Origin of the sequence: Pseudoalteromonas umbrosa (genome assembly GCF_030125375.1) — a bacterium.
Lineage (GTDB): Bacteria > Pseudomonadota > Gammaproteobacteria > Enterobacterales > Alteromonadaceae > Pseudoalteromonas > Pseudoalteromonas umbrosa.
Window position 1 is genome coordinate 67,779 of record NZ_JASJUU010000009.1, and the last position, 23,070, is coordinate 90,848.

The 23,070-nt window shown below is 45.2% G+C and carries 16 protein-coding genes; 12 read left to right on the top strand and 4 right to left on the bottom strand.

Features of this window, described 5'->3' with window-relative positions; translation table 11 throughout:
• Positions 1–351 precede the first annotated feature (351 nt).
• The 3 genes from QNM16_RS23375 to QNM16_RS23385 all read right to left on the bottom strand — a co-directional run bounded on the left by QNM16_RS23375 (position 352) and on the right by QNM16_RS23385 (position 5,013).
• Complete coding sequence (locus QNM16_RS23375) at positions 352–1,776, bottom strand: DnaB-like helicase C-terminal domain-containing protein (RefSeq protein WP_284022650.1); 1,425 nt, start codon at positions 1,774–1,776, stop codon at positions 352–354.
• 112 nt (positions 1,777–1,888) lie between these two features.
• Complete coding sequence (locus QNM16_RS23380) at positions 1,889–2,791, bottom strand: hypothetical protein (RefSeq protein ID WP_284022651.1); 903 nt, start codon at positions 2,789–2,791, stop codon at positions 1,889–1,891.
• Positions 2,792–2,826: 35 nt separating this feature from the next.
• Positions 2,827–5,013, bottom strand: coding sequence for a DEAD/DEAH box helicase (locus QNM16_RS23385; protein ID WP_284022652.1), 2,187 nt, complete (start codon positions 5,011–5,013; stop codon positions 2,827–2,829).
• Positions 5,014–5,498: 485 nt separating this feature from the next.
• Between QNM16_RS23385 and QNM16_RS23390 the strand changes: the two genes are divergently transcribed.
• The 11 genes from QNM16_RS23390 to QNM16_RS23440 all read left to right on the top strand — a co-directional run bounded on the left by QNM16_RS23390 (position 5,499) and on the right by QNM16_RS23440 (position 19,784).
• Positions 5,499–7,469 (top strand): DEAD/DEAH box helicase, encoded by a 1,971-nt coding sequence (locus tag QNM16_RS23390; protein WP_284022653.1) that lies wholly within the window; start codon positions 5,499–5,501, stop codon positions 7,467–7,469.
• A 23-nt stretch (positions 7,470–7,492) separates the two neighbouring features.
• A complete protein-coding gene (locus QNM16_RS23395) occupies positions 7,493–8,500 on the top strand; it encodes a hypothetical protein (protein ID WP_284022654.1) in 1,008 nt (335 codons plus the stop codon).
• 130 nt (positions 8,501–8,630) lie between these two features.
• Positions 8,631–9,839, top strand: a complete 1,209-nt coding sequence (locus QNM16_RS23400; RefSeq protein WP_284022655.1) for a cell envelope integrity TolA family protein — start codon at positions 8,631–8,633, stop codon at positions 9,837–9,839.
• A gap of 364 nt (positions 9,840–10,203) precedes the next feature.
• Positions 10,204–11,268 carry a hypothetical protein gene (locus QNM16_RS23405; protein ID WP_284022656.1) on the top strand — a complete coding sequence of 355 codons (1,065 nt, stop codon included), beginning with the start codon at positions 10,204–10,206 and terminating at the stop codon, positions 11,266–11,268.
• Positions 11,269–11,282: 14 nt separating this feature from the next.
• On the top strand, positions 11,283–11,969 hold the full coding sequence (locus QNM16_RS23410; protein WP_284022657.1) for a hypothetical protein: 687 nt from the start codon (positions 11,283–11,285) through the stop codon (positions 11,967–11,969).
• A gap of 337 nt (positions 11,970–12,306) precedes the next feature.
• A complete protein-coding gene (locus QNM16_RS23415) occupies positions 12,307–13,353 on the top strand; it encodes a hypothetical protein (protein WP_284022658.1) in 1,047 nt (348 codons plus the stop codon).
• A gap of 14 nt (positions 13,354–13,367) precedes the next feature.
• On the top strand, positions 13,368–14,057 hold the full coding sequence (locus tag QNM16_RS23420) for a hypothetical protein (protein ID WP_284022659.1): 690 nt from the start codon (positions 13,368–13,370) through the stop codon (positions 14,055–14,057).
• 218 nt (positions 14,058–14,275) lie between these two features.
• Positions 14,276–15,385, top strand: a complete 1,110-nt coding sequence (locus QNM16_RS23425) for a hypothetical protein (protein ID WP_284022660.1) — start codon at positions 14,276–14,278, stop codon at positions 15,383–15,385.
• Positions 15,386–15,389: 4 nt separating this feature from the next.
• On the top strand, positions 15,390–17,993 hold the full coding sequence (locus tag QNM16_RS23430; protein ID WP_284022661.1) for a DNA polymerase: 2,604 nt from the start codon (positions 15,390–15,392) through the stop codon (positions 17,991–17,993).
• 366 nt (positions 17,994–18,359) lie between these two features.
• Complete coding sequence (locus QNM16_RS23435; protein WP_284022662.1) at positions 18,360–18,953, top strand: dihydrofolate reductase; 594 nt, start codon at positions 18,360–18,362, stop codon at positions 18,951–18,953.
• A 147-nt stretch (positions 18,954–19,100) separates the two neighbouring features.
• Positions 19,101–19,784, top strand: a complete 684-nt coding sequence (locus tag QNM16_RS23440; protein ID WP_284022663.1) for a hypothetical protein — start codon at positions 19,101–19,103, stop codon at positions 19,782–19,784.
• 34 nt (positions 19,785–19,818) lie between these two features.
• Here QNM16_RS23440 and QNM16_RS23445 read toward each other — a convergent pair whose 3' ends face one another.
• A complete protein-coding gene (locus tag QNM16_RS23445; protein WP_284022664.1) occupies positions 19,819–20,847 on the bottom strand; it encodes a hypothetical protein in 1,029 nt (342 codons plus the stop codon).
• A gap of 215 nt (positions 20,848–21,062) precedes the next feature.
• Here QNM16_RS23445 and QNM16_RS23450 point away from each other — a divergent pair, with 215 nt between their 5' ends.
• The gene (locus QNM16_RS23450) at positions 21,063–23,060 is read left to right on the top strand and encodes a BRCT domain-containing protein (RefSeq protein ID WP_284022665.1); all 1,998 of its coding nucleotides are present in this window, start codon (positions 21,063–21,065) and stop codon (positions 23,058–23,060) included.
• The last annotated feature ends 10 nt before the right edge of the window (positions 23,061–23,070 follow it).

A 23,070-nucleotide genomic window follows, 5' to 3' on the forward strand; every position in this document is an offset into this window, starting at 1 on the left:
ATGAACCTATTTTTTATTACTGACAACCAGATGGAGTTAGGTTCGCAAGCGAACCTAACACAACCCCACTAAGCTACGCTTAGTGTGATTGAAGTCTGACATGGTTTTGGTTGCAAATAGAGAAATAAAACACTTTGCTTCACTAGGCATCAATCTGATCTTGAACCATTAAAATATGATTGCCGCGAGAGACTGTGGCAGCCTTTACCGCTCAGGCTGCGTGTACGGCATTTCTGGGCGATTTCTTTTGTATATAAGGCGATGACTCAAAGTAAGCAAGAAAAGCGCTTAAAGCAGGCATTAAAAAAGAGCCTTGCGGCTCTTCTTTTACTAATTGGCGAGTTATCTGTATTAATCGACTTCATTCATCGCCATTTGTGCGCCGCTCAGTGTTTCAATATGTTCAATATAACTGTCATTCATCCGCACGCTGTCGAGTACAAACTGACCGGCTTGATACGCTTGAGTCATCAGAACTTGCCAGCCTTTTTCATCGTTTCGCGCCTTAACCACATAGGCCCTCATCAAACCTAATGTGCGTTCAGCCTCGGTTTGGTTCAATGAAATGATGTTATCGGCGATGGCGATTTTAGAAAAGTCTTCTGCAACGTGTTTTTCAGTGATCACCCCTACATCGGCACCATCTCGGTTGGTTTGTGTGGCGGTCACCATGGCAAGATTGCGCTCGACAGCAATACCACGTAAATCCTTGTACAATTGACCTAAGCTTTCACGCATTTTAGAAGCATCCAGTTTCATCAAGTCGGCATAGTCGATAACCACCATATCAGGAACAAAATTACAGTGACGTTCTAATTGGTCCAAATAAGACTCAAGCATGGGCACGGTGAGTTGGCCGGTAGGGAACTGTTTAATCACCAAAGGCATACGCTTTTGATATTTTAAACGTTTGATTAAATCATGGCGGATCCCATCATTGCCTTCCAATGTGGGACGTTCAATATGGCCAGGCGCAATACCCAGTAAGTTACCCTCATCATCTTTTTCTAATTCAACCACGGGTACATCTGAATTTCTTTTTGAAATACTAAACAGCATTTGCAAATAACGCTGTGACGTTCTGCCTTCGTGCATTTCTAGAGTCAGGTGAAGCACTTTTTTACGGGCCAGCAATGCAAACTTGGTGAAGTTCAGTAGACACCAAGTTTTACCGGTATTCGGCGGCGCCATCACTATGAATAGCTCTTTAGGTACTGGACCTATACCCGCCTTATCAAAATCAGGGATACCCGTAGGGTAGCAGTCTGTCATTTCTTCGAGAAAGGACAGCGTGCGCTCTAGGTCTTCGCCGAAGAACATCCCTAAGTCAAGGGACGCATCAGGTAGTCGCAGCGCCTGATGTACACTAAGTTCAGCGCGTTCAATGTCGCCTTTTTGTAAATGCTCAACGGCACTGGCCAGCTCTTTCTTTAAGTGGGCACCACGGATAAAACTACGCAGAGAATTAATAACAAACTCGCCATTAATGGCTTCGCGCTGCTCAAACAAATCATACAAGATGTCTTCATACATCTTTTTAATTGAGGCTTTTTCACTTTTCAGTTTATCTTCGAGTAGATCCGCGATGTGCTCGCTAGGCGGTGTTTTATAGCGGTTGATATAAGCTTGCGCTTCGCGACAAATTTCGCGCATGACGCGATTATCTAAATAATTTGGGTCAATTAAACTGTGAATTGTACTGCTGTATTCAGGGTCAAAGATTAAAAGTGACAGGATATTTACCTGCATGTTGTCAGATAGCTTTTTGTTATTCATCAAAGTCTCACGTTATTCATTGCGTGTTGATAATCCGATTAAAGCGGACTACCAACGATATATCATTGTACAAATGGAACGGGCGCGCTTAATGCGCCTGCACTGCACTTGGCTAAAAGCCAGAAAGATGCGTAAGTGCCTGTCCCAGAGTCGGTTTCGGTCGGATGCCATGTTGCCTTAAAAAGGTTCTTACTGCAAGTTCATCGTACTGAGGGGCGCAGGGTTTGGGAGTGATTGGGTAATTTGTCACCGCCTCTAGCGAGGAAAGCGGGAGCGGCAGAGAGCAAACTTGTAAGCCAACATCTATGAGCTCTTTATGTTGCTGATAGGTTGCTTCAAGTAATGCATCATCGCGCATGATCTCAAGCGCTTTGACGGAGCCAATGCCTTTGATCCCTTTATAATTATTATGTCCGCCTTTGATGGCATTAAAAATCACCCAGTCCTCAGGCGTTAAATCTGGGTACTCAGCTTGAAAATGACGCAGGCCATACAGGCCATTTTTTTTACAAAGATAGACGTTGTCATAGCTGAACAATTGATACAAATCGTCATCCGCAGATGCGATTAAGATTCTATCGTAGTCTGTGTGCAGGGCTTTGACGGCCAGTGCAAATAAATCATCGGCTTCCCACCCTGCTTCTCGCCAAACTGCTATCCCAGCTGTTTTTAAAAATTGATCCCCCAGTTGGCGCGTGTGGGCATAGGCTTCATCGGGAAACTGTTGCTTGCGTCGCTTACGGTCTTCTTTGTATTGTTCAAATACCTGTGTTTTACGATAGTACGGGCTACCATCAGCGCACACTATCATGTGCTCAGGTTTGTGCTCCCGTACCAGCGTACCGAGTTGATCGGTCAAGCCTAGCAAACCACCGGTATACAATCCCTTGCACATCATTTGTGCGTTGACGCTCAACCCTTTGTAAAGCAAGCTTGAGTAATCAACAAGCATCAATGTGCTCACCCAATCATCAGGTTTTTCTGCACTTTTACGTGCCCTGTCTAATAGTCCCATTTATCGTTGTCTCATTATTTATGCGAATAATTCACTTAGCGCTTTTTACTTCTGCGCTGCTTTTCATCATTGACCATGTTGTCCATCATGCCCAATAACATATTTGATTTTTGCTCGACGATTTCGGTCATTAAATCCTTACCCTCTTTGATGAAGTCTTGGATCCGTTCGTCTACCGAATTGATAGTGACTAAATCGTAGTAAAAGCATGGCTTTTTTTGCCCGCCACGGTGGGTACGTTTCTCGGCCTGCTGTCTTTCAATTGGCGACACCGGAGACTCATAAAATGCCATGTGGTTTGCCGTTTGCAAGTTCAGTCCGGTTGAACCTGATTTTGAGTTGACGACCGCAGCGATATATTTAGGGTTCTCACGAAAGTCATGTAAGAATGCTTTTTTGTCTTTGGTTTGTGCGTTGAGGGTCAGATAGGGAATAGCTGCTTTTTTCAACGCGCCTTCAATCATCTCTCCTGTGGCGATGAACTCATGAAAGATAACGATTTTTTCTCCCTCAGGTAAAGAGCCAATCAGGTCAGTTAGGGCGTCTAATTTTGGTTGCTCTTTGAAAATAATGTCTTCGTAATGTTTGGTTTTTTTCCCATCATCATCGAGCTCATAAACACGGATAAACCCTGATGCTAAGGTGCGCATTTTGATAAACGTATTTTCTACCTGTTGGCGTTCATCCATCCCCCCAGCCATTGCGTTTGCTTGAATTTCTTCGAGCATGTCACGCATGTATTTCAATGCATCTTTTCCCATGGCAACTCGTACGGGAATGAAGGTTTGCTTTGGCAAATCCATACATTCACTATCACGATAACGAATACTGCGGTTTTGGATCATGCGATTGAGCAGACGCTTTTTATTTTTATTAAACTCCCAATCAACAAATCCCATATGATTGACCTTTTTATCAAAAAAGGTTTCTTTGAAAATTTGCGGGTGATGGCTCAATGACGCACCCCGATCAATTAAGAAAAACTGTGCCCACAAGTCCATTGGGTTGCGGCCAAATGGGGTGCCGGTGAGTCCATAACGAAAGCGTGCGGATTCACACAAAGCATCGCAGATCTCAAATGTCAGAGACTCAGGGTTTTTACACTTATGAATTTCATCCATCGCGACCATATCAAACTTATCGGCTGTGTATTGCAAAGCCTCATGATCTATGACTCGGCGGCGGTTTTCTGTGGTGGTCACTAAGGATTGTAGGCCTTGGTAGTTAATGATCCAAACATCGCCATCGGCCTCTAACAGCGCGCGGCGCTCTTTGGCAGAACCTTCAAGTCCGACTCCTTTAAGCGTGGGTTGATGAACTTGAATTTCATCCACCCAAGACTGAATATTTGTGAAATTAGGAACCAATACAAGGGCGCGTTTTGCTTCACCTCGGGCGTGGCGATACATGAACAAGTCGAGGAGTAATTTAGTGTTGTGTGTAACGGTAAAGTCGTTGGTAATAAACAAGCCATCTTCTCGGTCTATTTTAATACAGACTGCTTGGCTGTGACCGTGTGGCTTTACACTCACTATGGTTTTATGGCGTCGCGTATCATCCACCAAAATTTCGTTATACTTGGACTCACTCGCCCAGTAACCCAGCGAACGAGCAAGGTACAATGACTGTTCAATATCTGTGCTGACCGCCATGGCTTTAAGGCGCTGTGCTGCACTGCCCATATTGTCGTCATTGCCCGCAAAATCAATATGTCTGGCTACTAAAGGTACATGGTATTTAATGCCTTTATTCACCTGTCCCATAAAGTGCTTTAGTTCCAGTGTTTGGGTAATCTGACCTGTGTCATCACACAGTGACCATAAGTGCTCAGCACAGCAAATACTGCGGGTACCATCATCAAAGTGCACAGAAAACAAATCAAGGCTACCTTGCGGATAAACACCTTCAACTTGGCAGTGTGCGCCCGAGGGGTGGATCAGTGTATCCCCGACCATGGTATTGCCAATGGTTCGCCATCCGGTTGGCGTGAGTACGCGTTCGTTGACATGTAAGGCTTTGCCGAGTCCCATATCCAAAAAATACATAAATGCGGGATTGGACACACCGAGCGCAATACTCGCCCATTGATGTTTATAGGGTTGGGTATGTACGGGAACGTCACTGAGTGTCTCTGTTAATTCTTCTAACGATGCTTGTTTTATCCATCGCCAGTCGTCTCTTGGGGCGCGAATAAAGCCATCAATTGCTTTTGGGTTTATCATATCTCTACCTAGTTCATTTAATCATTACTGAGTTGTTTTGCTGACGGCGATATCCGTTTGATGCGGTATATTTATCTGTGTTTGCCAGCCACCTAACGACGTTTGTTAGGGCGTTAGTCTCATTGTTATGCACTCTTGAGTGACCTCAGCGTTTCACTGAGTGCTGTGCGCAATGTACCACAATCGTTACTAAAAATTAAGCATGTGCACTGCGGCCTAACGGATTTCAACTTAATGTGGCTACGCACTTTTTATCTTGGTGTTAACCTTTGTACAAAGGAGAGCTTTTCTATCCCCATCCTCCCCTTTTCTGTCAATATAAAGTGTTTATTTTTACTGATGTATCTCAGTGTTATAGCGGACTGTTGAGCACAGGTAAAAGCTGGAGCAAAAACTTAAATCATTGTACAAAACACTTGCGGTGCAGGGTATTTGCTGCTATCTTACACGCTATGTTTCTAGCCTCTTGCGCCATTGCGTAGCCTATGTCAAAAATTAAAAATCAGCTTTATGCTCAACTAGATTGGACCTCCAACCGGTGGGGCTATGTTACGCTTGCGATTAATGGTGACCGCCAAATTGTGATCAAGTCACTGGATGGACGCTGTGAAAACTGGCTAGTGAGCGGGTTTAATGTTGATTTGGAATTTCAGGCAGATGCCGTTCGTTTGATTACATTTGATCCAATATCGAACATGATAGTCAAAGAATACGACCCTGGTATCAAATCTGGCAGTGACTTTGAAGCGCGTATGCTGGACACCCTCGAAGGGTTGGCAGACAAGCAATCTATTGATTACGCGGAACTTGAGTTTTGCCCTAAATGTGGTTCTCACAAAACCATTCGCATCAATGCGGGTCGACCAATGAAATCATGCAGTGACTATTTTGTGTGCTCTGGTAAGGAGTTAGCAAAAGAAAAGATTCACCCGCTGCGTGAGCTCGATGCCCCTAGTCAGCAATACTTCCTGCGTGAAGGACACATGTTGCCAGATGCCTTGGCAAAGACGCCCAGCCACAACAAGCAATCTGCCAGTGCCGAAGGTACGTTGACCTTTGGCGATGTCACAGAAGTGGATGGCCAATCGGGTGTTGGTTTGCCATTGGTCAGTGATGCCGATGTGATCCCCACCAGTACGTTCAAGCTTTTGACATACCCATTCAGTCATTTTAATCGTGTGCAAAGCACGCTGCTGGCCAATAACATCCATAAAAGTGATGTGAATTTAGTGTTGGGTACAGCGACGTCATCAGGAAAAACCGTCTGTGCAGAATTGTGTATGGCGAGAACTTTGGCCACCGGTGGGAAAGTTGTTTACGTCTCGCCTTTGCGCGCACTGACCCAAGAAAAATATGAAGATTGGTCGGAGACATTTGGCCGCGATTATGACATTGGCATCATGACTGGTGATTACCAGCTTACCGAAAGTCGCGCGCGCGAGGTGAATCAGTCAGAGATACTGTGTGTGACCTCTGAAATGCTCGACTCGCGCACTCGTAAATATGGCTCGGAGAAAAGTGCTTGGATAGATGATGTGCGCTTGGTCGTTGTCGATGAGTCACATATCATTGGTACAGCGCGAGGCCATGCTGTGGAAGCAGGATTGATGCGATTCACAGCGCTAAACCCAAAAGCCCGTATTTTATTTATGTCAGCCACCATGCCTAATGTGATGGATTTCGCAAAATGGCTCAGTGTGCTCAATGACAAAACAACCCAAGTGATTAATTCACCGTGGCGTCCAACCCCACTGACATGGCACTTCCCGCAGTACATTGAGCAGGGAGATTACCGACGCAATCAACAGGCCAAAATTCAAGAGGCCGTCAAAGCCGTGTTGGCGCCAGAGCGTGCCGATGAAAAGTGCTTATTGTTTGTGCATGATAAAACCACAGGTAAAGACTTAGTGCGTAAACTGCGTGCCGAGGGCGTGGTCACAGAGTTTCATAATGCCGATGCGCCAAAGGATACCCGAAAGCGCATTGAACGCGAATTTAAAGATCCCCTTGGCAAAATCCGTGTCTTGGTCGCGACTAGCACCCTCGCTTGGGGCGTCAACGTTCCGGCAAAAAATGCCATCATCGTTGGTACAACGCGCGGCATCAACCCTGTTGATCTTGCGGATATACATCAAATGGCCGGCCGTGCTGGCCGTGCACTGCCTCCTGAGTATTATATCCAGACGCCAGATGCTCAGGCTTATTCACAGTCGAGTTTTGACCGTCTGACATTGCGATTTTTAGAGAGTGGTGAGCACAATATCGCAGATGCTCAAATCATTGATATACGCAGTGATAAGTCACAGGCACCGCAGCCTCATATTGCTCCTAAACGACGTACCCGCAGAGCACGCCGAGCCTTTGATATCGATGTAGAATCTTTGATTGAAGACCTTGGCAGTCAACGTCAAAGGGTGCGGGGTAAAAGCCGTCGCCCGACAGTCAAAACAAATTAATAGCGCCTTGGAGATAAACAGCAATGGCTGATTTAAAAGCACATCACAAAGTGATCTTAGCTGACAGTGTAGAGGAAGCGAAAACTTGGCTTGCAGAACACGACGAGGTGTATTTGAACAAATATCACGGACATTGTTTGCTGATCTGTGATAACCCACCCCAGTGGCAAAGCCGTATTCAAGAATTGCGAGAAGTAGACTCACAGTTGGTGGATGAATCGACCCTTGGCTTTCATATTCTTGCAGAGGTTGATTCAGGCGCTATCACCAAGCGAGAGGATGTGCAAAAGTGGTTCAGTCGCTCTTTGGCATTTGTTCAGGGTAAGGTTGAGCAAAGCGTCGTGGATAAAGTATTACGAGATTTATTGATGACGCGCATGCTTTTAGAGACTGGCGGGCGTTTGCTGATCACCGATATCGGCAGAGTGTCTGCGGTTTGGTATTACAAACCGGAAGATGTATTTCACTGGTGGCGTGCTTTGCAAGATGTGGCTGATAATGACCTTTGGGAAAATGACTTGGCGATGTCTTACGCTGTGGGTGGTGCGCCGAGCTATAACCTAGATTACATTCCCAAAGCGCAGGCCAAGCAAGTGGAGGGGTACGAAAAAGAGTTGCTTAAGCAATTACGTAGCGTGCGAGCAACGGCACTGACAGCAGACTTGTACGACCATATCAGTGGTAAAGTGATCCCCGCTACGCGTTTATCAGGCTTTAAGTATGACAGCTCACGTATCTTCCAAGCGATGCGACAAATTGCCAAAGCATGTGATTGGGAACGTCCAGAAGGTTACTGGCATTTGCTGGAAACGCGTTTCAAAAATGGTACAACACAGTCTGTCGCCGAGTTAATAGAGGTGGAGGGGCTTGGCGTGATGTTGATCCGAAAACTTTCCAACTTTGGTATAAAATCGCTCTCCGATCTAATTGCCAAGGATAAGCGCCATAAAGTAGAGCGGATTTTAGGTAAAAAGTACGACACAGCGCTGGCCTCTGCAAAGCAATTGCTCAGAAAACAGTATGAAAGTTAAGCGCAAAAAATTGACCATTGTACAAACTTGAAAAAAGGTTTTACTTCTATGAAAAATCCGTTATTGTACAATTCGCCTTTAATAAATCGCTGTAACGCAGGCGATTACATCGAAAATTGGATAACCAAAAATGACCGATAAAATTAATTACGTTTTAGATGCTGCGTTGGAAGTACTGCCCATGCTTACCGACGAAAGTGATAGTAATTACTTCATTCAAAGCACAGATACGCCTGAGATCGTCAGTGGTAAAGTCTACGACGCATTTGTTTATGGCCTCACTGATGCGCAATATAACGCGTTAATTAGCAGTGCTCGCGAGTCAGCAGAGCGTGCTAAGGTTATTTCAACCGTTAAGGAATGGACAGATAACGTCGGCGATATTTTTGAATTGGAACTTAATCCGAACGACCTAGGCGCACAAGCATCGCTGTTTTCAGATTTCCCAGCGCCAGATAATGCTGGAGATGATGAAGACATATTAACTGTGGGCTGGGCGTTAACGCAGTGGCCAGCAGACACCGCTTTACCGGCTGTGATTGAATCTAAGCTCAATGCACAAGCGGTTCTTCCTAACGTTGCTGACAAACTTGCGCAAATGTTCCCAAGCGTATCTAAACGTCAACGCCGAGGCAGACGCAGAGAAGCAGAGCCAGTTTTAAGCCCTAAAGATCAAGAGTTAGCTGATTTAGCGAATCTTTCTCATACAGATATTAGTTCAGCTGAGGCAGCACTCAACGAGCTGAATTTAGATAATGCGGCAGCACAAGAAGAAGCGGCGCGTAAAGCACAAGAACAAGCACGGCGTGTGGCAGAGGCTGAAGCTGAGGCAGCGCGCAAGGCACAAGCTCAGCGTCTAGCGGAAGAGGAAGCACAGCGTAAGGCTGCGAAAGAAGCTGAACGTAAAGCGCAGGCTGAGGCAGAAAAACGTGCCAAAGCTGAAGCTAAGCGTTTGGCCAAAGAAGAAGCTGAACGCATCAAAGCACAAGAAAAAGCCAAGAAACGCTCCATCCGCACCACCAGTATCAGCGCCAATCCATACGGTGTGGTTGCAACCATGCGTAAACTTATCTTAATTGATAAAGAGATCCGCTGGGATGAAGTTGCGGCCATCATGGCTGAATTGGGCGTGGATGCGAAAAAAGGCACCTGGTCGCCAAAGTTGTCAGATTTGCGTGGCGCGTATGAGTACTTCGAGTCTATTGGTTTGATCGATCAAGACCATTTAGAAACCATCAGTAATGTCAGCGATTTAGTGCAATACGATGACAGTATGGATGCCGAGTATACCGAGCGCCTAGAAGCGGCGGTGATCAAGCATCTCAAATCTAAAAAGTAACGAATTTTATATATGCAAAAGGGTCAATATGGCCCTTTTTTATCGCCTCCCTTCTCTGTAAATAAAACCGCTCTTTTCTTGATAATAGATCGACTAAAAGCACTGCGAACCAGCTACTTAGACAGTTGTGGTTTACTACTTTTATTGTACAACAATTCAGGTATACTATATCCCGCTACACACAATAAATGAGATGTTATTTGTGGTGTCGCACAACCTCACTGCTGTAATTTAAAATTGAGCCTGCAAGCAAATATTGATAATGCGTGCGTGGCTGATTTTCATAATATCAGTGGTATAAGGACAAGGATAAGGGCTTCAAATAATAAGAAACCCGCTTTTAAACAAGATCAGGAAATATCAAATGAAAGCGTTATTTACTACTTCAATCGTACTGATGCTAAGCGCATTTCCCGCGCTGGCTGAAGATACCATCGTATATGCACGAGACATAGACTGGGGAACAACTCACAAAAAAGATAATGTTGCCGTTGCAGCATCACAATTTAGTGCTTATGCATCATCGCAAATGCTGCATCACAGTGTAGAGCAATTTGCTGATGAACAATCAGTAACAGGCCAGCGGATCAACTTCAGTGGCGGCGTATCAGCGCAGCTATCTGGCGCCTCAAAATTTTCTAAATTGGAAGGCAAAGCAACGGCAGGGCTGACTTCAATCGATTTATCAAATCTTGTTTTAACATTTGATAAGCCTGTCAGGTCTTTTGGTTTTAAGGCCGTGGATGTGAATGTAGGATCTGCGAATCTTGACATTCAGGTTGCATATCAAGATGGCACATCAGCCACTTTTAACTTACCAGAAGTGGTTCATGTGTATAACAACTTAACTTTTTGGGGTATCCATGCTGATAAAGCCATAAAAAGTGTTTCCATCGACCGCACAGACGTACAGGATAGAGTTTTTCTCGATGAGTTCGTGGTGATTGGGGAGAGTGTGTATCGCGATCCAACCTCAAATGAGGGACTTATTGAATATATTACGGATAGCTGCCAAGTCGCTCCGCGTGATTACATGGATGAGAATGGCGCAGTAGCGATTAAAACGCCACTTGGTCAATACATTAATCATGGCCATATCGCATGTACTGGTTCGTTAAAAGGCGGCAAGGTTTCTGTGATCAGAGCGTCTTTTTCAGCGAATAGGTTTTTAGGTAATAAATCGACAGATTGGTGCTTTGTGCGAAATAATTATCGCAATGTAACGATGCGTATCAGTCCTGCGCACTGGGGTCATGAAGTGATTGATGGCCAGAAGGTATCTACCATGACGATTCGCTTCACACACAGTGGCCAGTTCCCACACAAGCCATACGGTTATGCAGCGACTTATTGTCGGTTTGCTGACCCGCAAGCGGACAACATGAAGCTGATCGGTAGTTCTTATTCTGTAACCCGTGACACATTTTAAAGGAGTGAAAAGTCATGCAAAAAATGAATGCTATTTTATTGACCGCTGGATTACTTGCTAGTGCCGTATCAACGTCTACTTTTGCCTCTTCGTATGCGATGCGCTGTAGCTTGACTGGGGCGCAGTATACGGGCACCAAAACCGGTGAAATGGGCGGTATGGACCAAACAGTTTGGCAAAATGCTGCGGGTAATCGATACGGATTAGGTCAACCTACGCTTGCAGACGAAGAGTTTGCGGGGATCCCAACTCAGGTTATATGCCCTGTTCAAGTCCGTTCAATTGTTCACTCGCAATATTCTGATATTCTCTCTGAATTATATGTCGGAGCTGCGTGGCTAGCTGGACGTGAAGGGGATATTAGTTCGATTGTCAGTTGTGACATCGTACTGCGTCAAAAAGGACGTGAGATATTCAGAGAGCCTCTGAATATTATCAATGAAGTGGATTCGAGCTTTATCCGCTACACATATTGGAACTATAATATTTCTTTGGGTCTTGCTTACACACCTGAAGGAGAAACGTCTCCTGTGGTATTAAAGCAATACGGATTAAAACTAGACTCGCAAGCCTATCGTGCATTGGCGACTGATAACACGAACCTACCTGATAGTAGTTATGTTGATTGTACAGTTAATAATGATTACAGTCAGGCTCACGCGATCACGATTTTGCCTGCGGCAGGCAGATTCATTTTCTAACCACCCGATTTAAGGCCTTTTAAAAAGGCCTTTTTTATTCCCATTCCCCTTTACAGCGGTAACCACGTAACAAGGCCAATGCGCGAGCCATTAAGGTCAGCTTAGCTTACTTCTTTTATTGTACAACAATTCAGGTATACTATGCCGCGCTGCACACAATAATGGATATTATATTTGTGTTGTAGCATAGGATAACGACGTATTTTAAGACAAAACCCACAAGTGAAAAATGACAAAACACATGTGATATATATTTAAAATACCAGTGTTATGAGGACAAGGATAAGGGCTTCAAACAAAAAGAAACCCGCTTTTAAACAAGATCAGGAAACATCAAATGAAAGCGTTATTTGCTACTTCTATCATACTGATACTCAGCGCTCTCCCCGCGCTGGCTGGACAAACTGCACGAGGGGGTGAAAGCGCTGTTGCTGATGCAGCATCACGCTTTAAGGCTCAAGTCTCATCTTCGGCAGTGACCCAAAGTTTTGAGCAATTTACAGACAAGCAGAGCGTCTCAGGACAGCAGGTTAGTTTCGGTGATGTAACTGCACAACTTTCTGGGACGTCGCTCTTTTCTACATTAGAAGGTGTATCGACTGAGGGACAAACTGCGATTGAGTTATTCAATTCTACAGGGACATCTAACGACCTAACTCTGGCGTTTAATACACCTGTGAAGTCTTTCGGTTTTAAAGCAGTTGATGTAAAGATAGGTTTATCGAGTCTGAATATTACCCTGACATATCAAGACGGTACTTCCTATATTTCTCGCACATCTCATATGGTATATCAATCTAAGAACTTCATTTTTTGGGGGTTTCATTCGGATAAAGCAATACAAAGTGTTTCTATTGATCGCACAGACGTCAATGCTCGAATGTTTCTCGATGAATTTATAGTGATCACTGATGACATGCACGATGCTCCAAAGGCTTATGCTGGTTTATATCAGTATCAGACAGATGCTTGTCAGAGTCCCGTACGCAACTATTATGATGCACAAGGCGCGATTGCGATAAAAACCCCGCTTGATGGTCATCGGGGCCATGTTGCATGTATAGGCTCACTGAGGGGTAATTCGGTTACGGTTGTGAGAATGACCTATTCAGCTAACAGGTTTTTGGGTGGTCAATCAACGGATTATTGCTACGTGTACAGTAGTTATCGCAATGTGTCTTTGCGCATTAACGACCCCCACTGGGCGCATGAAATGATCGATGGTAAAAAAATATCAACCCTCACAATGAGCTACACGCACCACGGTCAGTTCCCACATAAGCCCTATGGCTCTGCTGGACCTGTTTGTCGATTCGCAGATCCGGAGGCCGATAATCTTAAGCTCATCAGCGGTACTTATTCGTTATACAGAGACACACTTTAAAGGAGCTAACAGTCATGCAAAAAATGAATGTAATTTTATTTACGGCTGGATTACTTGCCAGTGCAGTTTCAACAATGGCTTATGCTAACTATTCTTATGCTTATGTATGCAGTATGGCTGGTGAGCAGTATGCAGGCACTAACATAGGTCAATATGGTGGTATGGCCCAAACAGTTTACCAATCGGAGAGTGGCAAGCGATTTGGGATTGGCCAGCCAACGATTGCAAATCCAGAGTTGGCGGGGATCCCAACTCAGGTTATTTGCCCAATGCCAGTACGCTTACTTGCTCACTCATATTTTGGCGATATTACCTCAGAGCTATATGTCGGCGCTACGTGGTTTGCAGGACGTGAAGGAGACATTAGTTCGATCGTCAGCTGTGACATCGTATTGCGTCAAAAAGGGCGTGAGGTACTCAGAGAGCCTCTGGACATTACCAATGAAGTGGATTCGAGCTTTATCCGCTATACATATAATAATTTCAACCTTACGATGGGGCTTCCGTACATACCTGAAGGTGAAACGTTGCCTACGATAAGAAAGCAATATGGAGTAAAGCTAGACTCACAAGCCTATCGCACATGGGCGACTGATAACACGAATCTACCTGATAGTAGTTATGTTGATTGTACAGTTAATAATGATTACAGCCAGGCTCACGCGATCACAATACATCCTGCTGGGGGTCAATTTATTCTCTAATCATTCAATAAAAGGCCTTTTAAAAAGGCCTTTTTTGTTCCTTCTTTGCTCATTTTCATAAGATAAAATTCACTGCCTCACAGGCGTTTATAATTAAAATAACTTCTGATAGAATGACTTAATCCAGACGCGCACAAGCGACGGGCTGGTTAAATAAAGCATAAAGCTATGGCGCTTAAGCGTCAGAAGCTATCAATAATTGAGACAAAGAGACAACTATGAGCTGCAAAACTGACGACCTGCAAGAGGCGTTACAGTTGGTGAAGCCTGCTGTGAGCGTGAATAATATCTTACCCATTATGCAAAGCTACTGTTTTACCGGTACTTGTGTATTTGCATACAACGACTTTATATCCATTGGTATTGCCTTAGAAACCCCTTTTAGTGCCGCCATACCGGGCAACGCACTGAATAAGTGTGTGAGTACCATACGCAGTGGTGAAGTAACATTTGAGGCGCAAGGCGACAATCTCATTTTAAAAGCAGGACGCTCTAAAATGGCATTTGTATCGCAAAGTGCCGATGAGTTTGTGCTCAATCCCCTGCATTTGACCCATGATGCGTGTTTTTCAATGGAAGTCGATACCCGATTTTGCGAGGCGCTGTCCTCGGCGATGCTAAGTATTGATACACAATACTTTTTTGATGTCTTTGGTTCCGTCGCGCTGTCGTTTCAAAAAGGTAAGCCTCTGACATTGTACAGCACAGATGATCAGACCCTGACTAAGGTGGAAGTAGAAGGTACAACTTGCCCAAATACTGGGGACTTCAAGCCAAGCTTAGTATTATTGCCAAATGATTTCTGTAAGCAATTCCTAAAATTGTACAATCATTTCTTTGATGGTCATAACGGCAAGGTCACGATGAGCTTTGGCGAAACGTATTTGCATTGTAACTTTGGTGACGGATATGGTTGGTTGATGGTGGAGATCCCAGATGTGGACGTTATGCCCTATGAAGAAGTGTTTGCAGAGGCAATGCCCCACACCGACGAGCAGGCATGGTTTGATGTAGATGATGAACTGATCGCCATCTTTGAACGCGCAGCGGGTATTCATAAAATCGCTGTCAACAAGCATCAAAGCCAAGAAACCCTGAGCATCCGAGAAGGTAAGCATGCGCAAGAAGTGATTATAGCGCAAGAGACACAGCAGCATGACTTGGTTGATCACTGGCAAGGGGGAGCAGCCCCAGAACTCGAAGTGATGTGCAATCCCAACCACCTACTTCGCGCAGCTAAAGTCCTAAATCAAGGTCATTGGGCAAGTGGACAGGTCATTGTATTTAGAAATGACGCACACACCACACACATCATTTCAGTGGAGTAATGACATGGCCGGTTCATTCTTTGGAGACAGAAAGAAAAAGCGTATTGATAAAAAGGTACCGATGCGCACATTAGGTAAAGGCGGCTGTCATGTTTGTCCGCTAAAAGACACCTGCGAAAAGATGACTTGTCGCGGGGAGCTCGACAATGATATTGCGCTCGTTATAGACAGGCCAGCGGTCATTGATGAGCGTGCAGGTGAGTTTTTAACAGGCTCTAAGTGGCTACAATTAAAAAGTGCGTTGCCATCGGGGTGGTTACGAAACAAGATCACCGTACACGCGCTCGTGCAAGGCGCGACCCCCGATAATGACGAAGCGGCCAACGCAGGGGTTGCCTGTCGAAGTCGTTTTGATGAAGACTTTTTAGCGCAGCGTCCAACTTATGTATTGGGCTTGGGTTATGCGCCCTTAAAACACTTTTTAGGTGAAGGGGATATACAGGCTTGGCGCGGTCGTCAGGTACTATGCCACTACAAGGGTCATTCGTTTTGGTATTTTCCGCTGTATTCTGTCGACTATGTCGCGAGCACGCGCAGAGAACGACAAAAAGAAATCAATGAATATGAGCGTGCTTTTATTCAAGATATCAAACGCTTTTGCCGTGGCATTCAGCGAGGAACCTTAGCGGAAAACCCGCCTCAGCCAGTCACCAGCGGTTATGAAGACAACATTGAAATCATCATGGGCCAAAGTGATGAGGAGTTGGCCCGCGTAGAAACGGTACTCGAAGAAATGGGGACTTGGCCAGAAGTGGGCATCGACATCGAGACCACACGGCTGCGTCCTTATAGCAATCAAAGCAAGGTAGTAACGATTGCCATTGGCACCGACGACCATACTATCGCATTTCCTGTGAACCACCCCAAGGGGTGGAATACTCGCCAAAGAGCGCGAATAGAAAAAGCGCTGAGGCGTTTTTTACGTCGTAAGAAAACCCGTAAAATTGCCCATAACCTGCCCTTTGAACAAGAATGGTTAAGTTACTTCTACGGAGATAATATATTGAACTCACCATGGGATGACACCATGGCGATGGGCTATGTATTAGATGTCCGTCAAGGAGTTTTAAACCTTGATGCTTTGTGTCAAATCCACCTAGGTTTTCGCCTCAAAGAGCTAACTAGCGTGGATACCAGGGACGTACTTAAAGCCGACTTGCACACGCTGCTTTTATATAATGGCATGGACACCAAATACACGTATTTATTAAAACAACGATTGTGGCCCTTCATTGATGGCGATAAAGACGCTGAGTGGGTGCATGGCCATTTGATCCGCAGCTGCGCGACCCTTGCACGTACTCAACAAGTCGGCCTCAACATCAACTCTGAGTGGCTCGCTAATTTCCGCCAAGAGTGCATTGCAGAAATCACCAAGCTAGAAACAAGCCTAGACGAAGTCTACGAAATTCAAAAATACAACAGTCGCTATGGGCGACGCAAAGGCAAGCTTCAGCACTCTTCTCCAGCAGATTTATTGGTATTGTACAAGGACATGCTTCAGCGCCCCGAGGTCATGGTGGAGGACAACTTTGGTAATCGCAAGCCTTCGACCGATGACTCTGTGATGGAGAAGCTTGAAAATGCAGGACTGGAAAGTGCGGGGATCATTCGAAAGCTACGTAAATTGACGAAAATCATGTCGACTTATGTAGATGCATGGACCTTTTCAAATGAAGCGTTGGACAAAAAAGGGAAGCGCAAAGGTCTGGTTCATGACGATGGCAAGCTACACGCAAGCTTTAACTTGTACCGCACAGGGACTGGGCGTTTATCTAGTTCAGATCCCAATGCGCAAAACTTTCCCAAGCGAGGTGACGGTAAAAAAGTGCGTCAAGGCATAAGCTGCCCTAAGGGCCATCACATCGTCTCTGTGGACTACGGCCAAATTGAAGCCCGCGTATGGGGTATGATCAGTCATGATGAAAACTTCTGTCGTGCTTTGTGGGATAATTATGATGTGCATATGGCATGGGCTAAAAAGATTGCCACAGCCTACCCCAGCGTGATTGGCGGAGAAGACAAACTCGATGACATCAAAGCAATGAAAGCCTTTCGTGGCAGCGTTAAAAACCAGTGGGTCTTCCCTCTGTTCTTTGGCTCAAGCATGTTTAGCTGTGCGCGTACATTGCAGATCCCAACGGATGTGATCCAACCTTTATACGATGAGTTTTGGGATACCTTTGCGGGCGTTAAACGCTATCAAGATAGGATGGTCGACTTTTACAAGCGCAACGGCTACGTACAGACCATGACCGGCCGCAAACGCCATGGGCCGCTGTCATACAACCAATTAGTCAACAGCCCAGTACAAGGCACGGCGTCAGACATCGTGGTGGATGCAATGAATAGAATGGTCAAAGAAGGCATTCAACCTGCGGTTAATATCCACGATGACATCACTTTTTACTGTCCTGAAGATGAAGTGAAAGACACCGTCGAGTTTGTCGCGGAGCTTATGTGTCTGTCAGACTTTGATTTTATCAACGTACCATTACTGGTCGAAGCCGAAGCTGGCGAGCATTGGGCATGCCAAGAAGTGATTGGCGAGTATTCATCAGAGGACTTTATCCCTAACTTAAGAGAGAAGATCTCTGGTGGTATATAACGTTGTACAAAAAAATGAAAGTTTTCGCGAATAAGGGTAGCAGGACTGCCCTTCTTTTGCTAAGATGCAGTTGCAAGCCTAGATAAGCAAAACCCTTAAGCAACAAGGCTTTATGGGTAGATAGGTTAGCTTTAACACTAAAAGTCTTATTATTCAAAAGCGGCCCGCAAAACGTCAGTTTGCGGGTCGTCCTTTATCTGCATGTCCCCTATTTTACGCCCCATCAATTTGATTTCCCCTATGCATTGACAGGCTTCTGGGACGACGTACAATGATCATGATTTGAGACCGAGATAAGGCCTGACTATATGCATCATTGGGCCCGGTTGTATTTTTAATTGTACAACGAAAATAATAAGGCGAGATATGACTTCACAAGTAAATACGCAGTCGGCGTTAGAATTTGATGTAATTGTTGGCGCGACCGCAGATGGCTGGATAGGCGACCCACATGGTAACTTACCGTTTAAGCAAAGCGCTGATCTTGCACACTTTAAAACACTGACCGAGGGTCATGTGGTGGTGATGGGGCGCAAAACTTTAGATAGTATTGGCGCATTATTGCCTAATCGCTTAAATGTGATCATGACCAAAAACACCAAGGAAGTTGAGACTTGGCTAGAAAACTACCGGAATTTATCTGACCAAGATGAGCCCAAAGCACTGATAGTTTCAAGTTTTGACAACTTATTGCTGCGTCTACCTTCGTATCGAGCTGAACATCAAAAACTCTTCATCATTGGCGGGGAGTCTATTTATTCGCAAGCATTCAGTGCGGTGAATGTACAGCGTATATGGCTCACAACCATGTTTACAAGTTTGCCAGACGCCACCACAGAAAAAGGCTGGGCTCGTTTTGATATCCCTAACGATTACGTTGAGATGGTTGATAGAGGGATCATGCCTGCGGACTCAACAAACCAATTCCCCTACTCTTTTCGCGCCTATGTAAAGCGTTAGTCACGGCCAACACTGTGCGCAATTATGCTCGCGCACAGCCACTTTCACCTTCACATACTCTTTAGTTTACAGTAAGATAACTGCCTATAATCGAAACAATGATACTGTGCAACTCAGTTTGCACAGCACTGCGATAAGGCAAGTGTTATGACAAGAAGAAGTACGCGAGTCAGTGTGCCTACAGAGTTAAAAAGTGAGCTAGCCGCATTGAGCCACGAAGAGCTACAAGCGGTAGGAAAACTGGTTGCTACCATGACTGGTGGGAAGTTTGTTGCCAGTGACAAGGTGACAAAAGTAGATACCGGTGGGCAATTTAGCCGCAGTGAGTCGCTCTATAGCGCCATCACAGATTACTTGTACACAGAGACTCGCCATCGTGCTAAAAATTTTCAGTTGCTGTTGGCCCAGCAAGACAAGCAAGCTAAAGCCCTCATTGAAAAGCAGCGCGCATTTGATCAGTTTTTAGATGAAGCAACTGGCAGCCACGAATTGACAGAAGCTGAGCGCTATAAGTTTTATACCATTACCGCCAATTTAATCGGTGCATCACTTAAAGAGTTGAAAGTGGTGTTTACCGTTAACACCATGATTAATTGGTTAGACAAAGCCCCTGTGCTCTTCGATTGTGAATTTCCTTCTTACATCAAATCAGGGTTATTACACATGGTGGTCTTTGCCAGTTTGCAAAAACGTGTGGCAGGTAAGTCAGGGATTGTCAAAGAGGGGCGCAGCGATGACAGTAAAAAGCGTGAGCGCAGATCACGAGACTATAAAAAACGCCGTGAAGCCGCAGCAGCGGCGAGAAGGCAGCAATACAAAGTATCTTTGTAACATCTATTGGGTGGCGTGCCACCCAGTCATGAGATTAGATTTCTGAACATATCTCAGCAATTTCACTGGGATATAAATCCGCAGGGTCATCAACACCTTCATAAGGGATCTCTAAAGACATCAAGTTTGGAATGAGCGATAGTTCATCGAGCAGCGCACTGGCAGATTTGGCTTCACCGGCATCTAACAACACCACCACATAAGCAAAGTTGCGGTGCACATTGTACAAATCAGCGATTTGTTCGGGCGTGGCTGTTTTCGAAAACAAGCAGGTTGTGCGACAGTCATATGCCCGTCCATAAAAATCCATTTTAAGCATATCAAGCGGCCCTTCAACAACAAACAATGCTCGCCCTGTGGTATTCATTAGCCCATCATAGTCATAAATGGTCTCTTTGATATTGACCACAGACTTATCCTTACTTAAAGAGTTGTATCGCAACTGTTCATTTGGGTCTACAGAGCGACCTGTGTAGGTGCCTAATTTGTTATCACGGTAGATAGGTAAAATTAAGCGTTGCTGCCAACTGCCTGATTGTACGCAATATCTTAAGTCATACGTCTTGATGACTTTATCAATGTCTTGACGTCGAAAACCACGTTTCTTTTCAAGGTAACGGCGAAATGGCTGAGCAAAACGACTGTCCGTGATCGGTCTAAAACTGCTCGGCATAGGCAGGGTTTTCGGGGGAGATTGAACCGCAGGATTCGCCTGCTCCTCTATCCCGCTGAGCCACTGTGCAAGCGCATCAAACTCTTCTTTATCTACTGATTCAGCTGCATCACCGACCAATTGTGCGGCCTCTTTAAAACTTATTCCGGTGAGCTTGGTCATCAGGCTCGTGAGCTTTTTGCCGCGGTGATGACTGGAGCGCCAACAGCCCCAATGTCCAGAACTCAGCTCTATCCCCATATGCATAGAGGGATCTGGGTCACCCTCGGCTTCACACATTGGGCAAGACACGACACAGTGTCCTTTTGCGCAGTTTTTACCAGATGTTCTGTAATCAACACCATGTAGTTCTAAAAAGGCTAAAATATCGAATTTAAGTTTGCGTGCCATTGGCCGAGATTCTCTCTGTTCTTGCAATGTCTAGACGCGAAATAAATCATATGATTTGCGCGTTAACTTGCTCGTCTCAAATAATATAAAACACTGCCCCATAAGGGATTGCGTATCAATTTTGTGCACGTATAATAGCTAGCATTGCATTGATATGCAATGCTAAATAAATGAGACAAGTTACCATTGTACAATGGTATGAACGGACGGATAATATGATGAATAATGCCCTATCGCCACAGGCGAGCACCTTGCTTGCGGATCACTCTGAAGTCTTTGATTGGTTATGTGAATTTGTTGAAAACGCTACGGCAACAGTGCAAAACACAACAAAAAACAGCTTACTTAACATAATCTCTATTTTAGATGATTTTTACTACAATACTGCTGAGCCCTTACTCGCTGATAGTCACTATGATGTACTACGTGAACTAAGCGTTGCCCAAGGCATTGCACTTGATCACCATACTGGAGCTAGCGCCAGAGGTGACACCGTGCAATTACCCTATTACAGCGGCAGCGCCGATAAAATTAAAGCACGGACAAAAGGGCTCGAACGTTTTGTCGGCAAGTTTTTAAAGCACGATGCTCCCACTCAATTTGTATTGAGCGACAAGTTAGATGGACTTAGTGGCACATATTGGCGCGATGAAAGCGGCCATCACTTTGCAAGCCGTGGCGACGGTAACGAAGGAACAAATTGGGACCACTTATTACCCTATCTCGCTTTACCTCCACTGACTGTAGGCGAGGTGATCAAAGGCGAAGTAATCCTCTCACAAAACGATTTTAACGCCCTATCCAGCGTCAGCAATGTGCATAATATTGAGAAAAAAACCTCAGCTCGTCATATGGTTGCAGGAATGACCGCCAAGTTAGACAGTGATGAAAATACAGGATACTTGCAATTTATCGCCTTTGCTTATCCGAGCTTGGACGCCTTGCCTCTAGCGCAAATGCAGCGTTTAGAGCAACGCGGTTTTAAAACTGCTTGGTATCAGTGTGTAAATGTATCAAAGTCCACACAAGCGCAGTTTATGCGTTCTTTGGAAGAGATTTATACCGCTAGACGTGCCAGCAGCGCATTTCAAATAGACGGTTTAATTGTCACAGCCAATGTTGAGCATAGTTTAGTGACAGAGGGTAACCCAACTCATATGGCAGCCTTTAAAATGCCGCTGCCAGAGCAAATGGCGAGCACTGAAGTTGAGTATATCGAATGGAATTTATCTCGTTACAATGTGTGGGTACCACGGATTAAGATCCAACCTGTGATCATCGGTGGGGCCACATACAACTGGTGCCATGGCGAAAACGCCCGAGCCATTGAACGCGATGGGATTGGCCCAGGTGCGAAGGTGGTGCTATTGCGATCTGGAGATGTGATCCCTGATATTTTTGCTGTGACCGAACGTGCGCAGATGCAGTTTCCTGAACGCGCTTACGAATGGGATGAACGTGGCGTAGAGTTAGTTTTACCCGCTGGGGAGTCCTCTCAAGAATCTGATATAAAACAGATTTCCCATGTTTTAACTGCCATGGGCATGGCGGGTATGAAGCTTGGGACAGTGAAGCGGATCTACCAAGAAGGTTACACCAGCTTAAAGGATTTTCTTGCTTTGGATATCCGAGCCTTGATTGATGTACAGGGGATCAAAACCCGTTCAGCAGAGAGTATTTATGCCCAAATACACCAAGTTAAAACACAGGGAGTGCCCTTGTACAAATTGATGGCAGCCTCTGCTGTGTTTGGTCGAGGGTTTGGCGAAGCGAAGTCAAAGAGCGCACTTTGCTCTGCCCCAGAGTTAACAGACTTGCAGCCGATCGCCTATAATGACACAATTGTACAACGAATAGCTGACGGTGAAGACTTTACAGTTGAGAGTGCACAACGCTTTATGCAGCGTTGGCCTAACTTCCTCGCGTTTATAAAGGAAGTCGCTGACGTGAAGGTGTTGACGGATATAACCGCATCATCGGGCATACTTGACGGCAAAGTGATTGTATTCACCGAATTTAGAGACGCTGACTTACAAGACATCATCGAATTAGAAGGTGGCAAAGTGGGCAGCAGTGTTACAAAGAAAACCACAACGGTTGTCACTTTAAACCCTACTGGCTCGACAACTAAACTTAAAAAAGCGCGTGATATGGGTCTACCCATCATGCTTCCGCAGGACTTCGCTTTGAAGTACCAACTAGACTGGGGTTAATTCTTCAGTT

Coding starts and splice junctions, on each gene's coding strand:
- QNM16_RS23390 (WP_284022653.1), top strand. CDS start 5,499: ATGTCAAAAATTAAAAATCAGCTTTATGCTCAACTAGATTGGACCTCC.
- QNM16_RS23410 (WP_284022657.1), top strand. CDS start 11,283: ATGCAAAAAATGAATGCTATTTTATTGACCGCTGGATTACTTGCTAGT.
- QNM16_RS23420 (WP_284022659.1), top strand. CDS start 13,368: ATGCAAAAAATGAATGTAATTTTATTTACGGCTGGATTACTTGCCAGT.
- QNM16_RS23405 (WP_284022656.1), top strand. CDS start 10,204: ATGAAAGCGTTATTTACTACTTCAATCGTACTGATGCTAAGCGCATTT.
- QNM16_RS23425 (WP_284022660.1), top strand. CDS start 14,276: ATGAGCTGCAAAACTGACGACCTGCAAGAGGCGTTACAGTTGGTGAAG.
- QNM16_RS23440 (WP_284022663.1), top strand. CDS start 19,101: ATGACAAGAAGAAGTACGCGAGTCAGTGTGCCTACAGAGTTAAAAAGT.
- QNM16_RS23450 (WP_284022665.1), top strand. CDS start 21,063: ATGATGAATAATGCCCTATCGCCACAGGCGAGCACCTTGCTTGCGGAT.
- QNM16_RS23430 (WP_284022661.1), top strand. CDS start 15,390: ATGGCCGGTTCATTCTTTGGAGACAGAAAGAAAAAGCGTATTGATAAA.
- QNM16_RS23395 (WP_284022654.1), top strand. CDS start 7,493: ATGGCTGATTTAAAAGCACATCACAAAGTGATCTTAGCTGACAGTGTA.
- QNM16_RS23385 (WP_284022652.1), bottom strand. CDS start 5,013: ATGATAAACCCAAAAGCAATTGATGGCTTTATTCGCGCCCCAAGAGAC.
- QNM16_RS23380 (WP_284022651.1), bottom strand. CDS start 2,791: ATGGGACTATTAGACAGGGCACGTAAAAGTGCAGAAAAACCTGATGAT.
- QNM16_RS23435 (WP_284022662.1), top strand. CDS start 18,360: ATGACTTCACAAGTAAATACGCAGTCGGCGTTAGAATTTGATGTAATT.
- QNM16_RS23400 (WP_284022655.1), top strand. CDS start 8,631: ATGACCGATAAAATTAATTACGTTTTAGATGCTGCGTTGGAAGTACTG.
- QNM16_RS23375 (WP_284022650.1), bottom strand. CDS start 1,776: ATGAATAACAAAAAGCTATCTGACAACATGCAGGTAAATATCCTGTCA.
- QNM16_RS23445 (WP_284022664.1), bottom strand. CDS start 20,847: ATGGCACGCAAACTTAAATTCGATATTTTAGCCTTTTTAGAACTACAT.
- QNM16_RS23415 (WP_284022658.1), top strand. CDS start 12,307: ATGAAAGCGTTATTTGCTACTTCTATCATACTGATACTCAGCGCTCTC.